Origin of the sequence: Tissierella sp. P1 (genome assembly GCF_002266425.1) — a bacterium.
GTDB lineage: Bacteria > Bacillota > Clostridia > Tissierellales > Tissierellaceae > Tissierella > Tissierella carlieri.
Map to the genome: position 1 here is coordinate 119810 of NZ_NPMN01000007.1, position 15356 is coordinate 135165.

Here is a 15356-nt window from a genome sequence, read left to right on the forward strand (position 1 = left end):
AAAATGAACAATAAAAGACTCAATCGAATTTCCGAAGAAGTAAAAAGGGTGGTTTCAGAACTGATTTATAATGGACTTAAAGATCCAAGAGTTAATTCCATGACAACTATAACAAAGGTGGAAGTAACTAGAGATTTAAGATACGCAAAGATTTATGTCTCAGTATTTGGAAATAAAGAAGAAAAGGAAAACACTCTATTGGGACTAGAAAGTGCAAAAGGATTTATTAGAAAAGAAATAAGTAGTAGAATAGATTTAAGATATGCTCCTGAGCCAATCTTTGTTTTAGATGAGTCTATAGAGCAAGGTATTTATATGTCTAAATTAATTGAAGAAGTAAATAAGGACTCTAATGTATATGAGGAAGAGAAATATGATGAATAATATTGAAAATTTATTTGATTTAGCAATCAAACAAATTCAAGAAAGTGAAAATATTTATATTGTTTCACATGTTCAGCCAGATGGTGATAATATAGGCTCAATACTTGCCTTATGGATGGCCCTCAAAAATATAAAAGAAAGAGTTTTTATACTTAAAACTGATGAGATTCCCTCTGATTTTTTATTTCTTCCAAATATAAATATAATTAATGAATATAACCATGATGATAATATAGATCTTTTGATTACTCTAGATACTAGTGATGAAAGTAGATTAGGAAAAAATAAAGATTTATTGAATCAAGCTAAAACAATTATTAATATTGATCATCATATTAGCAATATTAATTTTGGACATATAAATATTGTAGATAGCAATGCAGCTGCAACTGGTGAATTAGTATATAAACTAATAAATAGACTAAAAATTCCTATTAATAAAGATATAGCTTCTTGTATTTATACTGCAATAAGCTCAGATACTGGTAGTTTTATGTATGATAATACTAGTGCAGAAACCCATGAAATTGCTGCAGAATTAATAAGAACAGGAATTGACAAAGGTAATATAAATATAAATTTATACCAAAGCAGAAGTATAGAGAGAACTATGTTGTTTATAAAAGCCCTTGAAACCTTAAAGCTATATTTTGAAAATAAGGTTGCTATAGTAAAGATAACTCGTAGTATGGTTGAAGAAGTCAATGCTAAAATGGAAGATACAGAAGGCATAGTTTCATTTATTAGGGAAATTACTTCTGTAGAAGTTGCAACTATACTCAAAGAGTTTAATGAAGAAGAAATAAAAGTTAGTATGAGAAGTAAAAGATATGTAGATGTATCTTCCCTTTGTGCTAATTTAGGTGGTGGAGGACATATAAGAGCAGCAGGATGTACTATTAATTCTCCTATAGATATTGCCGAAGAATTGATTTTAAATGAACTAGAGAAAGTATTTTAGGTGATTATATGAATGGTATAATAAACTTTTTTAAGCCAAAGGGAATGACTTCACATGATGCCGTAAGTCTTTTAAGAAAAACATTAAAAACAAAAAAAATTGGACACACTGGAACTTTAGATCCAAATGCATCGGGAGTATTACCACTATGTATAGGAAAGGGAACTAGAATCGCAGAATATCTTCTTGATAGTGACAAGGAATATATTGGAGAATTAACACTAGGATCTAGGACAGATACTCAAGATATAGATGGTAAGATAATATCTTCTTCAAATAAAATCGTTAGTGAAGAAGATATTATCAAGGCCATGTCAAGATATATAGGTGATGTATCTCAACTGCCACCTATGTATTCTGCTTTGAAGCATAAAGGTAAGAAACTTTATGAATTGGCACGTGAAGGTAAGACTATTGAACGTACTCCCAGGAATATTAGAATATATGAACAAAAAGTATTGAATATAGAAGATTGTAGAAAAATTATTTTTTATACAAAATGTTCTAGAGGTACTTATATAAGAACATTATGTGATGATATTGGTATGGATTTGGGTACATATGGTTATATGTCATATTTACTGAGAGTAGGTGCAGGAAGTTTTAAAATTGAAAGTGCTTATAGTATTGAGCATATTAGAAAATTGAATTTAGAAGAAGTTTCAAAAATCATAGTTCCTATGGATAAAGCTTTAGACCATTTAGAGGCATTTATTGTTCCAGAGGAATTATATTCTAAATTAATCAATGGTGTTGTGTTACAATTTAATCTTATGGATGAAATTAAGGTTAATAAATTGCTTAGAGTTTATTGTAAAAATATATTTATTGGAATAGGAAAGATTAGCAGAATTGACTCTCAATTTTACTTGAAAATGGACAAAGTTTTAATAATATAAGGTGGTATACATGGAAATTATCGATCTATTAAACTATAATGAAACAAGATTTAATACAGCTATTGCTTTAGGAAATTTCGATGGCATTCACATAGGTCATCAGCAATTAATAAAAACTATGATATCTAAATCTAAGGAGTTAGGTATAAAGTCATCACTTCTATTATTTAAAAGTCATACCAAAACTATAGTAGATAATAATAGGCCAAATATGATAACCAATAATAAACAAAAATTTAAAATTGCTGAAGAATTAGGAATAGATATTATCTATCTATTAGATTTCGATGATAAGATAATGAAATTATCTGGACAAGATTTCGTTAAAGATATCATTATAAATAAAATGAATGGAAAATTACTTGTAGTTGGATTTGATTATAGATTTGGATATAAAGCTTCGGGAGATTCTAATTACTTAATGGAGCTTGGTAAAAAATATGGTATAGACGTAATTGTATTAGACCCTGTTTATGAAAATAATGAGATTATCAGTAGTTCTAGCATAAGAGAGTTAATAGCTAATGGAAATATTATGGATGTTTTAAATATATTAGGTAGACCATATTCCATTATAGGAAAAGTTATCCCAGGAAAAAACAGAGGAAATAAATTAGGATTTCCAACAGCTAATATAGAACCTATTGATAACTATGTAATACCTAAAAATGGAGTATATATGACTAATACCATAATAGATAACAATAGATATATATCTGCTACAAATATTGGTTATAATCCTACCTTTAATGAAGATATATTGAAGATAGAGACTTATATATTAAATTTTAAAGGAGATATATATGGTAAAACTTTAGAAATTGAGTTTTTAGAATTTTTAAGAGATGATATTAAATTTCAAACAAAAGAAGATTTGATAAAACAAATGAAAATAGATATAGAGATGATTAAATTAAGACATTAATATTTACATTTATTATTTATTATGATACTATTATATTGTTACATTACCTATGGCTATGTTTAACGTATCCTCGGCGTCTTACACAGCTATGGGAGTATATCAAAATTTTGGAGGTGTATTATTTATGTTAACAAAAGAAGTAAAAGAACAAATTATTAATGATTACAAATTGCACGAAGGTGATACAGGTTCACCAGAAGTACAAATTGCAATTTTAACACACAGAATCAATTCTGTAAACGAGCATTTAAAAGCTCATAAAAAAGATCACCATTCAAGAAGAGGATTACTTAAAATGGTAGGTCAAAGAAGAGGCCTTTTAAAATATCTACAAAATAATGATATTGAAAGATATCGTTCTTTAATTGAAAAATTAGGCATCAGAGGTTAATAAGAGCGGGGGTATCCCGCTCTATTGATTTATAACGAAGAGGAAATTTTTTAATATTATATATTACTTGACCTAAATGGGTCTTAAACAGATTGCCGAAATCTTTGATTTCATGCAAGTTGTTTATGCAGTGGCCAAGAAAAGCTACATTTTATATTTTGTTAGAAGCTTTTCTTATTTTAGATATTTTTATTAAATAAGGATATAATAAATATATTAAAGATTAAGGAGGTATTGCATGGAAAGAAAATTCCAGTATAAATTAGCTGGTAGAGACCTTACTGTAACCATAGGCAAAGTGGCAGAACAGGCTAGTGGTGCTTGCATGGTACAATATGGAGATACAGTTGTTCTAGCGACTACTACAGCTTCTAAGGAACCAAGAGAAGGGATAGACTTTTTTCCCCTTAGTGTTGATTACGAAGAAAAACTATATTCAGTAGGAAAAATACCTGGAGGGTTTATTAAGAGAGAAGGTAGACCAAGTGAAAAAGCAATTTTAACTTCAAGGCTTATAGATAGACCCCTTAGACCATTATTTCCGGATGGATATAGAAATGATGTACAAGTTATAGCTACGGTCTTATCTGTTGATCAGGACCATTCGCCAGAAATAGTTGCAATGATAGGCTCTTCTATAGCTTTATCTATATCAGATATTCCTTTTAATGGTCCTACAGGATCAGCTCTTATAGGACTAATAGATGGAAAATTTATTATTAACCCAACTAGCGAAGAAAGAGACAAATCTGAAATTCATCTTGTAGTAGCAGGAACAAAAGATGCTATAATGATGGTAGAAGCAGGTGCAAATGAAGTTACAGAGAAAGTTATGCTAGAAGGTATTTTAACGGCACATAAAGAGATTATAGAGCTATGTAATTTTATCGAGAATATTGCAAAAGAAGTAGGAAAACCTAAAAAAGAGTATAATTTATTTAGACCAAATGAAGAAATTAAAGAAAAAATCATTGACTTTGGTAGAGAAAAATTAATTGATGCTATAAGTACTTTTGAAAAACAAGAAAGATTAGATAATATTGATAAAGTAAATAAAGAAATTAAAGATGTATTTTTAGAAGAATACCCAGAATCAGAGCAGGATATAAATGAAATAATAGAAGATATGCTAAAAGAGGAAGTTAGAAGGCTAATTCTTGAAGAAGGATTGAGACCTGATAATAGAAAAGTAGATGAGATACGTCCTATTACTACTGATGTAGGCTTACTTCCAAGGACTCATGGATCTGGATTGTTCACAAGAGGTCAGACTCAAGTTCTAACAATTGCTACTTTAGGTGCTATTAGTGATGCCCAAGTTATTGATGGATTAGGAGAGGAAGAATCTAAAAGATATATGCATCATTATAATTTCCCACCATATTCAGTTGGTGATGCTAGACCTCTAAGAGGCCCAGGAAGAAGAGAAATAGGGCATGGTGCATTAGCTGAAAGGGCGCTTGAACCAGTTATACCATCAGAAGATGTTTTCCCTTATACTATTAGACTTGTATCTGAAGTTCTTAGCTCAAATGGATCTTCATCACAAGCTAGTGTTTGTGGGAGTACTCTAGCTTTATTAGATGCGGGTGTACCTATAAAATCTCCTGTAGCTGGAATAGCCATGGGATTGATAAAAGAAGATAGTAAAGTAGCTATTCTTTCTGATATACAAGGTATGGAAGATCATTTAGGAGATATGGACTTTAAAGTAGCTGGGACTAAAGATGGAATTACAGCTATACAAATGGATATAAAAATAGCTGGAATAGATAAACCAATTTTAGAGGAAGCTCTAGAAAAAGCTAGAAAGGGAAGACTTTATATTCTAGATAAAATGGCTGAAACTATTTCAATTCCAAGAGAAAATTTATCACCTTATGCACCAAAAATGTATACAATGCAAGTAAATCCAGATAAAATAAGAGATATAATCGGGCCTGGCGGTAAAATGATTAATAAGATAATCGATGAAACAGGTGTAAAAATTGATATTGACGATGATGGTAAGGTATTCATTGCTTCAGTAACTCAAGAAGATGGAGAAAAAGCAATGGATATGATAAATAAAATAGTTAAAGAAGTTGAAGTAGGAGATATTTATTTAGGTAAGGTAACACGCATAACTAGTTTTGGTGCTTTTGTAGATGTTTTAAATGGTAAGGAAGGTTTACTTCATATATCTAATATAGCTAGAGAAAGAGTAAATAAAGTAGAGGATGTATTAGCTATAGGAGATGAAATATTAGTTAAAGTCATGGAAATAGACAATCAAGGTAGAGTAAATCTATCTAGAAAAGTACTGTTACCTGAAGAAACTAAAACTGAAGAGTAATATACTAATGCATGAACCAAAATAAGGTTCATGTTTTTGTTTTTAGGATATTTTCTCAATCCCTTGAATATATATAGATATAAAAGATATTGGAGGGATATATATGAGATTAGTTGTCATAAATAAAAAGACTTTATTAACTATTTTAATTGTGTTAATATTAGCTATAATAGTCTTAGGTATTTCAGTAGTTTATAACAAATCAGAAGAAACTTTTAATTCTGACGTATATTATCAGGGAAATATTGATGACAAGATAATAGCATTTGCTTGTAATGTTGATTGGGGAAATGAGCACCTTCCAAACATGTTACAAATTTTCAAGGATAATGATATTAAAATTACATATTTTGTAACAGGTCAATGGGCTGAAAAAAATAAGGATATACTAAAGACTATATATGATAATAACCATGAAATTGGAAATCATGGTTATAGCCACAAGGACTATGATAAGTTATCTTATGATAGAAACAAAGAAGAAATACTGAAAGCTCATAATATAATTAAAGAAACTCTAAATATTGATTCAAAGTATTTTGCCCCCCCATCAGGTGCTTATAATGATAATACGATAAAAGCGGCAAAGGATTTAGGGTATGAACTTATAATGTGGAGTATAGACACCATAGATTGGAGAAAGGATAGTACAAAAAATGTTATTATTGAAAGAGTTACTTCAAAAGCACATAACTCTGCAATTGTTTTAATGCATCCAACAGAGGAAACCGTTAAAGCATTGCCAGAAATAATAAAATATCTATACCAAAATGGCTATAAAATTGGTACAATAAGTGATGTAATAAAAAAGCACCATAACTAATTGAAGATGGCTTTTTTGGCCACTGAATAAACGACTTGCATGAAATCAAAGATTTCGGCAATCTGCTTAAAACTCAATTAGGTCAAGTTCCTAATAAAGAAATAAAAAATGACTAGTAGTATTGGAGGAGAATAATGTATTTAATAGACAAACTGGATAATGGTATAAGAGTTGTCATGGAGAAGATTCCCTATGTCAACTCTGTTTCTATTGGAATTATAATCAATAATGGATCTATAAAAGAGGACAAGCATAATAATGGGATATCACATTTTATTGAACATATGTTATTTAAAGGTACAAAGAAACGAACTGCTAAAGATATAGCCGAAACAATAGATAACATAGGAGGTCAATTAAATGCCTTTACTAGTAAGGAAAGTACCTGCTATTATGCTAAGGTATTATATAATCATATAGATATTGCCATAGACGTATTAGGAGATATGTTGACTAATTCAATATTTTCAGAATCAGATATAGAAAAAGAAAAAGCAGTGATAATAGAAGAAATAAATATGTATTTAGACTCTCCAGAGGATATGGTTAATGATCTACTAAATGAGATAATGTTTGAAAACACATCCCTTGGTCGTCCAATCCTTGGTACAGAAGAAACAATTAAAAATTTAAGTAGAGAAAAAATTATTGATTATTTTATTAATAATTATAGGCCTGAAAATATAGTAATATCTTTAGCTGGTAATATTGATACCAAGGAAGTTTTTAAAATGTTAAATTATCATTTTGGGAACTTTAATAATTCAAATAAAAAGATTTATGAGATTAATAGTATTTATAATTTTACCAATAAAATGAAAGGAATTAATAAAAATACAGAGCAATTAAATTTTTGTATTGGCATGGAAGGAGTGCCAGTCACTTCTGAATATGTAGAAGGTCTATTGGTATTAAATAATATCTTTGGCGGCAGTATGAGTTCAAGGTTATTTCAAAAAATTAGAGAAGATTTAGGATTAGCTTATGCAGTGGAATCATATCCATCATCATATAAGGATATAGGTATATTAACTATATATGCTGGATTGCATCCATCTCAGTTATTAAAGACAGTAAAGCATATAGAAAATGAAATGAATGATATTAGAAATAATATAATTTCAAAAGATGAGTTAGATAAATCTAAAGAACAGCTGAAAGGTAGTTATGTTCTTGGTATGGAGGGAACTTTTAGCCGAATGTATGAAATAGGAAAATCTCTTTCTATTTTTAATATGGTTCAATCTCCTGATGAGATATTAAATAAAATAGATAAAGTGAGTATAGATAATATAAAAGAAATAATTTGTATTATATTTAATAGAGAAAAAATCAATATTGCATATGTTGGAGATATTGAAAATCAAAATATTATTGAAGATAAAATAAAAAATATATTATTTTAATGGAGTGTGATTAATTTGAAAGTAAATGTAATAAATAAATCTCAGTTTGAATTACCAAAATATGAAACGGAAGGCTCAGCGGGAATAGATTTACAGGCTAATATCGATGAGCCTATAGAGTTGAAGCCACTTGATAGAGCATTGATACCCACTGGTTTGTTTATCTCAATACCAAAGGGCTTCGAAGCTCAGATTAGAGGAAGATCAGGTTTAGCTTTAAATCATGGAATAACATTAGCAAATGGGATAGGAACAATAGATAGTGACTATAGAGGTGAAATTAAAGTTATTCTCATTAACCTTGGAAAAGAGTCTTATACAATCAATAAAGGTGATAGGATTGCACAGATGGTATTTATTAAATATGAAAAGGCCGATTTAATAGTAACTGATGAATTAGATAAAACTGCTAGAGGAAAAGGGGGTTTTGGGCATTCAGGATATTAATATCTAATAAGATGTTATCATAAATGATAACGCATAAAATCAAATTTCTAGAATATTATTTAATATATATAATTAGGAGGAGATCTTATGCGTTTACTCGAATTAGGTCAAAAAGAAATAGTAAATTTAAATAACGGAGGGAGACTTGGCTTAATAGCTGATAGTGATTTTTTAATTGATGAAGAAACTGGTAAAATTATATCCTTATTAGTTCCCGAAAAAAGATTAGGTTTCAGGCTTCTAGGATTAGAAAGCAATGGTACAGAAATACCTTGGAATACAATTAGAAAAATAGGCTATGATATGATTATAATAGAATTAGACTGATAAACGATGGCCACTATATATTTTATTACATATATTCTAAATTAGAATATATGTAATTTTTTTATATGCCTTAAAACCTTATTTACTTTTTATATAAAATCTTATAATTATTAAATTCATATAATATAGGTATTTAAACACATTGTGAAGTGTTTTACGATTTATATGGATTGACTTAGACGATAATTTATTTCTGAATAGAATATTATTATTTTTTTAAGCAAATGATATAGATATCAATTATTTTAGGAGGAAATTATGACCAAAAAAGATAACGACAAAGACTGCATGGAAAAAGAAAAATTAGAGAACATTAAAGAACTTGGAGTTGCAAATATTCCAGAGACAAAAAATAACATTCAATTTATATCTATTATTGGAGAAATAGAAGGACATACAATCTCTCCCAATGATAAAAAAGCTACAAAGTATGAGCATATTATTCCCTTGTTAATAGCTGCACAGCAAGATCCTAAAATTGAGGGAATTTTCATTATTTTAAATACTGTAGGTGGAGATGTAGAAGCTGGATTAGCTCTTGCTGAATTAATAAACTCAGTTGATAAACCAAAGGTATCTTTAGTTTTAGGCGGGGGACATAGCATTGGAGTACCACTAGCCACTTCGACTGATTATTCCTTTATTGTTCCCACTGCAACTATGACCATACACCCAATTAGAACTACTGGTTTAGTTATTGGAGTACCTCAGACATTTAGGTATTTTCAAAAAATGCAGCAAAGAATAATAAACTTTATTCTAAGAACTTCGGAAATAGGTAATAAAATATTAACTGAGTTAATGTATTCAACAGATGAAATAGCCAATGATGTAGGAACAATATTAGTAGGAGAAGAAGCCGTTAAATATAAACTAATCAATGAAGTAGGCGGATTTTCCACAGCTTTAAAAAAACTTAATGATATCATAGAAAGTAAAAAAAGTCTCTAATAAAGCATTATAATATATAATTTTATAACTCATATAAAAAAGATTCCATTAAAATCGAGAACTTTACTATGAGTTATAAAAATAAATAGAATAGAATTCCAAATTATGCTATAATAACTACAGTATGTACTTTAAAGGGGGGTATCTTAGGTACTACATAGTTAAAGAATTTGAGGTGACTTAATTGAATAAAAGTAGAAAGAAAACTACAAAGAAAATGGAAGACAAGAATAAATATAATAAGGATATTATGGGAGTCATTATTGTTGCAATAGGTATACTATCTATGATAAGTCTATTTAGTTTTAAAATGGGAATAATAGGCTCTATAATTAGAGGTACCACTTTTTCATTTATGGGCTTTGGATCTTACTTTTTCCCTTTAATTATAGTGGGATCAGGCATGGTTTTTATCTTGGATAAATTTAATCATCAAGAAGGAAAAATAATTTTATCTATGGGGTTTATACTTTTAAGTATATTAATTATACTTGACGGAATAAATCCTTTTGATTATACATTTTATGATAGAATTAGTAATTCTATTGCTTTAAGTAAAATTGGAAAAGGCGGAGGAATTATAGGTAGCTTTTTTGGATTCTTCTTCTACAAATTATTTGGTTCCATAGGCTCTTATTTAATTTTAGGACTTATTATATTAATAAATATACTCCTAATAACAAATATTAGAGTGAAGGATATTGTCTCCATATTTAAAAAGGAGTCGAAACCAGAAATTAATAAATCAGTTAAACCTAAGGTGATAAATAACTTAGCTAATGATATAAAGCAAGAAGTAAATAAAGAGGATATTAAGATATTAGACTATACGAAAAATTCTATTGCTAAGGATTCTCCAAAGGAGATAAAGATTAAAGAAGAAATAAATAGTATAGATACTGAAATTAAAATTAAACAAAGTAAAAACCATGTTTCTACATATAGTATTCCTTCATTATCATTACTAAAGTCACCAGCACCTAATCAGGATATAAACGATAAGAAGGAAATACTAAACAATGCTAAAATAATTGAAGAAACCATGAAAAACTTTGGAATAGATGCTATAATTACTCAAATTAATAAAGGTCCTACTATTACTTGCTATGAACTTCAACCTTCTCCAGGTATTAAACTAAGTCGAATAGTATCCTTGTCAGATAATATAGCTTTAAGTTTAGCATCCTCTGACATTAGAATTGAAGCTCCTATACCTGGGAAGGCTGCTGTAGGAATTGAGGTTCCAAATAAAGTAAAGAGTAGTGTATTATTTAAGGAGCTAATTACTTCTGAAGAATATAATAATATTAATTCATCCGTACCTCTAGCTTTGGGAAAAGATGTATCGGGTAATGTAATTGTATCTACTATAGATAAAATGCCACATTTACTTATAGCAGGAGCTACCGGCTCAGGAAAATCTGTTTGTATTAATACCATTATCATGAGCATTTTATATAAATCATCACCTGAGGATGTTAAGCTCCTATTAATAGACCCTAAAATGGTAGAATTAAGTATATATAATGGTATTCCACATTTATTAATCCCAGTTGTTACTGATGCAAAAAAAGCTGCTTTTGCACTTAATTGGGCTGTCGATGAAATGGAAAAAAGGTATAAGCTCTTTGCTCAAAACAATGTTAGAGATATGAATTCTTATAATAGCAAGGTAAAAGCTAGTAATGGAGAAGAACTTCCTACGATAGTTATAATTATCGATGAATTAGCTGATTTAATGATGGTTTCAGCTCAAGAAATAGAAGATTATATTTGTAGACTTGCTCAGATGGCCAGAGCAGCAGGAATGTATCTTATCGTAGCCACTCAGAGACCTTCTGTAGATGTTATAACTGGCACCATAAAAGCTAATATACCTTCGAGAATATCCTTTGCTGTATCTTCCCAGGTAGATTCCAGAACTATTTTAGATATGGCGGGAGCTGAGAAGCTTCTAGGAAAGGGAGATATGCTATTCTATCCTTCTTTCTATTCAAAGCCCTCTAGGTTACAAGGTGCTTTTATATCCGATGAAGAGGTAGAGGCTGTTGTTAACTCTCTCAAGGCTCAAGATATAACTGATTATAATGAAGATATTATTGAAATAGTTGAGAGTCCAAGAGAAATGCAGTTCAATGATAGTGACGATCTTCTGCCCACTGCTATAGAGCTAGTGGTTGGGGAAGGACAGGCTTCAATATCATTATTACAAAGAAGATTGAAAATTGGTTATGCAAGGGCGGCAAGAATAATAGATGAAATGGAAGAGAGAGGTGTAATAGGAGGCTATGAAGGGAGCAAACCTAGAAAAGTCCTATTATCACCTGAAGATTTAGATTCAATACTTTAAGGAGAGATAAGATGGAGTCAAGAAAAGTTTATATTATCACTTTAGGATGTTCAAAAAATGAAATAGATTCGGAATTAATGATAAGTATAATGAAGGACAATAATTATGAGGTAGCTAATACATCAGATGAGGCTGATATCATTATTGTTAATACCTGTGGATTTATAGAGAAAGCAAAGGAAGAATCCATAGAAACAATTTGGGAAATGACTAGATATAAAAATGAAGGTAATTGTAAATACTTAATATTAGCCGGCTGTTTAGCACAAAGATATTCCCAGGAGCTAATAGATGAAATCCCTGATATTGATGCAATAATAGGCACAGGAAATATTAGAGACATATCTTCTGTAGTCAAAGAACTAGATTTGAAGTCTGAGAAAATTAAAAAGATAGATAATATTGATACAGATTATCTAGAAGATATCAAAAGAATTAATTTTAATACTACTGAATATGTAAGAATATCTGAGGGTTGCGATAATTTCTGCACCTATTGCATTATTCCTAAGTTAAGAGGAAAACATAGGAGTAGGCAAATGGAGGATATAATAAAAGAAGTAAAATATTTAGCTGCAAACGGTGTAAAAGAAGTTATCTTAATTGGACAAAATACTTCTGATTATGGAATTGATTTATATGGTGAATATTCTTTATATAAATTATTAGATGAATTGAATTCTATAGATAGTATTTCTTGGATTAGGATACTATATTTATATCCTGACAATTTTAATGATAATCTAATTAACTCAATAAAAAATAATCAAAAGGTAGTTAAATATGTAGATATTCCTTTACAACATATAAATGATAATGTTTTAAAGAAGATGAACAGAAGAACAAGTAAAGAGGATATTACATCTTTAATCAATAAATTGAGAAAGGAAATACCTGAAATAGTCATTAGAACAACCTTTATTGTTGGTTTTCCTGGAGAAACTGATGATGATTTTAATGAACTCTTAAGTTTTATTAAGGATATAAGATTTGAAAGATTAGGAGTCTTTACTTATTCTAAGGAAGAAGATACACCTGCTTATAGCTTTCCTGATCAAGTTCCAGAAGAAATAAAAGAATACAGAAGAGATAAAATTATGGAGGCTCAGAAGGATATATCAGAGGATATAATGATGAGTAAAGTTGGTAAAGTATTTGATGTTTTAGTGGAAGAATATAGTGAAGGTCATACCTACATTGGCAGGGCATACATGGATAGTCCTGAAATAGATGGTGTGGTTTACATTAACTCTATGGAAGAAATAGAATTAGGTAGCTTTGCTGAAGTTAAAATTATAGATTATTTGGAGTATGACTTGATAGGGGAGGTAATCTAATGAATCTAGCTAACAAAATAACCATTTTTAGAGTATTTCTAGTACCAATATTCATGATTGTATTATATTCCAATATACCATATAGTACTTATGTAGCAGCAGGAATTTTTATTATTGCATCCTTGACAGATACTTTAGATGGATACATTGCTAGAAGTAGAAATATGATTACTAACTTTGGAAAGTTTGTAGACCCTTTGGCTGATAAAGTTTTAGTATCAGCTGCTTTGATCTCCCTTGTTGAGTTAGGTAAAGTTCCTGGTTGGGTTGTAGTATTGATTATTGCAAGAGAGTTTACTATTACTGGATTTAGAGTAATTGCAGCATCTGAAGGTGTAACTATAGCAGCAAGCCCATTAGGTAAAATAAAGACTATTACACAACTGATAGCTATAATTGCATTATTGCTTAATAATTTTCCTTTTAACCTAATTAATTTACCTTTCGCAAATATTATGTTATATATTTCCTTGTTTTTTACAATAATATCTGGAGTAGACTATATATATAAAAATAAATCTGCCCTTAAAATAGGGATTAAATAAAAGGTGATTATACTATGATAGCAGAAATTATTACAATAGGATCTGAAATTACTACAGGTAGTATTTTAAATACTCATAGTAAGTACATTTCAAGTAAATTGTTAGAACTAGGTATAGAAACTTATTATCATACATCAGTTGATGATAATAAACAAAGGGTAAGTGATATCATAAACATAGCATTAAATAGAGCTGATATTATTATTACCACTGGAGGATTAGGTCCTACTGATGATGACTTAACAAAGGAAGTTATATCTGAAACTTTAGAATTAGAATTAATAAGTGACAAAAATATTGAAGATAATATTAGAAATATATTTTCTAAATTAGACAAGACAATGCCCACTAATAATTTAAAACAAGCATTTAAACCAGAAGGAAGCCAATTCTTAAAAAATTCCATTGGTACAGCTCCTGGCATATTTTTATCTAAAGATAATAAAAAAATAATCATGCTTCCAGGCCCTTCTAAAGAAATGGAGCTAATGTTTAACAATGAAGTAATACCTCTTATTCATGAGGATTATAATATCATAGTTAAATCTGTTAATATAATTGGTATAGGCGAGTCTCAATTAGAAATGAAAATAAAAGACCTAATAAATAAAGACTCAGATATTATAATTGCTACTTTTGCAAAAGAAGGAGAAGTTGAAGTTAAAATAATTGGTAAAGGAAAAAATAAAGATATTATTGAGAATAAAATCAATAATGTAATTAAAATACTCGAACAGAGATTTCATGAATATATATATGGATTTGATAATATTCCAATAGAAACCATTGTATTTAATTTATTAAAGGAAACAAATTATAAAATTGGATTTTGTGAGTCCTGCACAGGCGGCTTAATAAGTAGTCGTTTCAGTCGTATACCTGGTGTATCTCAAGTATTTGATAGAAGTATTGTTACCTATAGCAATAATGCAAAAATGGAGGAACTTGGGGTGAATTCTAATACATTAGAAAAATATGGTGCAGTAAGTGAGGAAACTGCCATAGAAATGGCTAATGGATTACTTAATAGAGATAACTTAGATTTATCGTTATCTGTAACAGGAATTGCTGGACCTGATGGAGGAACTGAAGAAAAACCCATTGGTTTAGTATATCTATGTATTTCTACTAAAGATCAATCTATACCTATTAAATGTAATTTTAATGGAAATAGGGAGTCTATACAAAATAAGACAGCTACAAGAGCGTTTTTTGAGTTGAGAAAATTTTTATTAAATAAATGATTGACTTAATTTAAAATATATTGTAATATAG

Annotated in this window: 15 protein-coding genes; all 15 read left to right on the forward strand. The window is 29.3% G+C overall.

Translation table 11 applies throughout. The features are described from left to right. The first annotated feature begins 3 nt into the window (after window positions 1–3). The 15 genes from rbfA (at window position 4) to CIW83_RS07030 (ending at window position 15325) form a co-directional block, all read left to right on the forward strand. Window positions 4–384, forward strand: coding sequence for a 30S ribosome-binding factor RbfA (gene rbfA, locus CIW83_RS06960; protein WP_094900119.1), 381 nt, complete (start codon window positions 4–6; stop codon window positions 382–384). Then, a complete protein-coding gene (locus tag CIW83_RS06965; RefSeq protein WP_235601249.1) occupies window positions 374–1345 on the forward strand; it encodes a bifunctional oligoribonuclease/PAP phosphatase NrnA in 972 nt (323 codons plus the stop codon). The genes rbfA and CIW83_RS06965 overlap by 11 nt, the downstream gene beginning before the upstream one ends. A gap of 8 nt (window positions 1346–1353) precedes the next feature. After that, window positions 1354–2244 carry a tRNA pseudouridine(55) synthase TruB gene (gene truB / locus CIW83_RS06970; RefSeq protein WP_094900120.1) on the forward strand — a complete coding sequence of 297 codons (891 nt, stop codon included), beginning with the start codon at window positions 1354–1356 and terminating at the stop codon, window positions 2242–2244. 10 nt (window positions 2245–2254) lie between these two features. Then, on the forward strand, window positions 2255–3169 hold the full coding sequence (locus tag CIW83_RS06975; RefSeq protein ID WP_094900121.1) for a bifunctional riboflavin kinase/FAD synthetase: 915 nt from the start codon (window positions 2255–2257) through the stop codon (window positions 3167–3169). 124 nt (window positions 3170–3293) lie between these two features. Then, the gene (gene rpsO / locus CIW83_RS06980) at window positions 3294–3560 is read left to right on the forward strand and encodes a 30S ribosomal protein S15 (protein WP_072972299.1); all 267 of its coding nucleotides are present in this window, start codon (window positions 3294–3296) and stop codon (window positions 3558–3560) included. A 238-nt stretch (window positions 3561–3798) separates the two neighbouring features. After that, the gene (locus CIW83_RS06985; RefSeq protein WP_094900122.1) at window positions 3799–5895 is read left to right on the forward strand and encodes a polyribonucleotide nucleotidyltransferase; all 2097 of its coding nucleotides are present in this window, start codon (window positions 3799–3801) and stop codon (window positions 5893–5895) included. A gap of 103 nt (window positions 5896–5998) precedes the next feature. After that, window positions 5999–6718, forward strand: coding sequence for a polysaccharide deacetylase family protein (locus CIW83_RS06990; RefSeq protein WP_094900123.1), 720 nt, complete (start codon window positions 5999–6001; stop codon window positions 6716–6718). A gap of 134 nt (window positions 6719–6852) precedes the next feature. Further along, window positions 6853–8124 carry a pitrilysin family protein gene (locus tag CIW83_RS06995; RefSeq protein WP_094900124.1) on the forward strand — a complete coding sequence of 424 codons (1272 nt, stop codon included), beginning with the start codon at window positions 6853–6855 and terminating at the stop codon, window positions 8122–8124. A gap of 15 nt (window positions 8125–8139) precedes the next feature. Further along, complete coding sequence (gene dut / locus CIW83_RS07000) at window positions 8140–8571, forward strand: dUTP diphosphatase (RefSeq protein ID WP_094900125.1); 432 nt, start codon at window positions 8140–8142, stop codon at window positions 8569–8571. A gap of 87 nt (window positions 8572–8658) precedes the next feature. Further along, window positions 8659–8898, forward strand: a complete 240-nt coding sequence (locus tag CIW83_RS07005; RefSeq protein ID WP_094900126.1) for a YlmC/YmxH family sporulation protein — start codon at window positions 8659–8661, stop codon at window positions 8896–8898. Window positions 8899–9156: 258 nt separating this feature from the next. Beyond that, window positions 9157–9849 (forward strand): ClpP family protease, encoded by a 693-nt coding sequence (locus CIW83_RS07010; RefSeq protein WP_201259713.1) that lies wholly within the window; start codon window positions 9157–9159, stop codon window positions 9847–9849. A gap of 217 nt (window positions 9850–10066) precedes the next feature. After that, the gene (locus CIW83_RS07015; RefSeq protein WP_094900166.1) at window positions 10067–12199 is read left to right on the forward strand and encodes a DNA translocase FtsK; all 2133 of its coding nucleotides are present in this window, start codon (window positions 10067–10069) and stop codon (window positions 12197–12199) included. Window positions 12200–12210: 11 nt separating this feature from the next. Further along, window positions 12211–13536, forward strand: a complete 1326-nt coding sequence (gene rimO, locus CIW83_RS07020) for a 30S ribosomal protein S12 methylthiotransferase RimO (protein ID WP_094900128.1) — start codon at window positions 12211–12213, stop codon at window positions 13534–13536. Next, window positions 13536–14081, forward strand: a complete 546-nt coding sequence (gene pgsA / locus CIW83_RS07025) for a CDP-diacylglycerol--glycerol-3-phosphate 3-phosphatidyltransferase (protein WP_094900129.1) — start codon at window positions 13536–13538, stop codon at window positions 14079–14081. The genes rimO and pgsA overlap by 1 nt, the downstream gene beginning before the upstream one ends. Window positions 14082–14095: 14 nt before the next feature. Then, window positions 14096–15325, forward strand: coding sequence for a competence/damage-inducible protein A (locus CIW83_RS07030; RefSeq protein WP_094900130.1), 1230 nt, complete (start codon window positions 14096–14098; stop codon window positions 15323–15325). The last annotated feature ends 31 nt before the right edge of the window (window positions 15326–15356 follow it).

Excerpts from the sequence above, each read along its gene's own strand:
- rbfA (WP_094900119.1), top strand. The coding sequence starts at position 4 with ATGAACAATAAAAGACTCAATCGAATTTCCGAAGAAGTAAAAAGGGTG.
- CIW83_RS06965 (WP_235601249.1), top strand. The coding sequence starts at position 374 with ATGATGAATAATATTGAAAATTTATTTGATTTAGCAATCAAACAAATT.
- truB (WP_094900120.1), top strand. The coding sequence starts at position 1,354 with ATGAATGGTATAATAAACTTTTTTAAGCCAAAGGGAATGACTTCACAT.
- CIW83_RS06975 (WP_094900121.1), top strand. The coding sequence starts at position 2,255 with ATGGAAATTATCGATCTATTAAACTATAATGAAACAAGATTTAATACA.
- rpsO (WP_072972299.1), top strand. The coding sequence starts at position 3,294 with ATGTTAACAAAAGAAGTAAAAGAACAAATTATTAATGATTACAAATTG.
- CIW83_RS06985 (WP_094900122.1), top strand. The coding sequence starts at position 3,799 with ATGGAAAGAAAATTCCAGTATAAATTAGCTGGTAGAGACCTTACTGTA.
- CIW83_RS06990 (WP_094900123.1), top strand. The coding sequence starts at position 5,999 with ATGAGATTAGTTGTCATAAATAAAAAGACTTTATTAACTATTTTAATT.
- CIW83_RS06995 (WP_094900124.1), top strand. The coding sequence starts at position 6,853 with ATGTATTTAATAGACAAACTGGATAATGGTATAAGAGTTGTCATGGAG.
- CIW83_RS07005 (WP_094900126.1), top strand. The coding sequence starts at position 8,659 with ATGCGTTTACTCGAATTAGGTCAAAAAGAAATAGTAAATTTAAATAAC.
- CIW83_RS07010 (WP_201259713.1), top strand. The coding sequence starts at position 9,157 with ATGACCAAAAAAGATAACGACAAAGACTGCATGGAAAAAGAAAAATTA.
- CIW83_RS07015 (WP_094900166.1), top strand. The coding sequence starts at position 10,067 with ATGGAAGACAAGAATAAATATAATAAGGATATTATGGGAGTCATTATT.
- rimO (WP_094900128.1), top strand. The coding sequence starts at position 12,211 with ATGGAGTCAAGAAAAGTTTATATTATCACTTTAGGATGTTCAAAAAAT.
- pgsA (WP_094900129.1), top strand. The coding sequence starts at position 13,536 with ATGAATCTAGCTAACAAAATAACCATTTTTAGAGTATTTCTAGTACCA.
- CIW83_RS07030 (WP_094900130.1), top strand. The coding sequence starts at position 14,096 with ATGATAGCAGAAATTATTACAATAGGATCTGAAATTACTACAGGTAGT.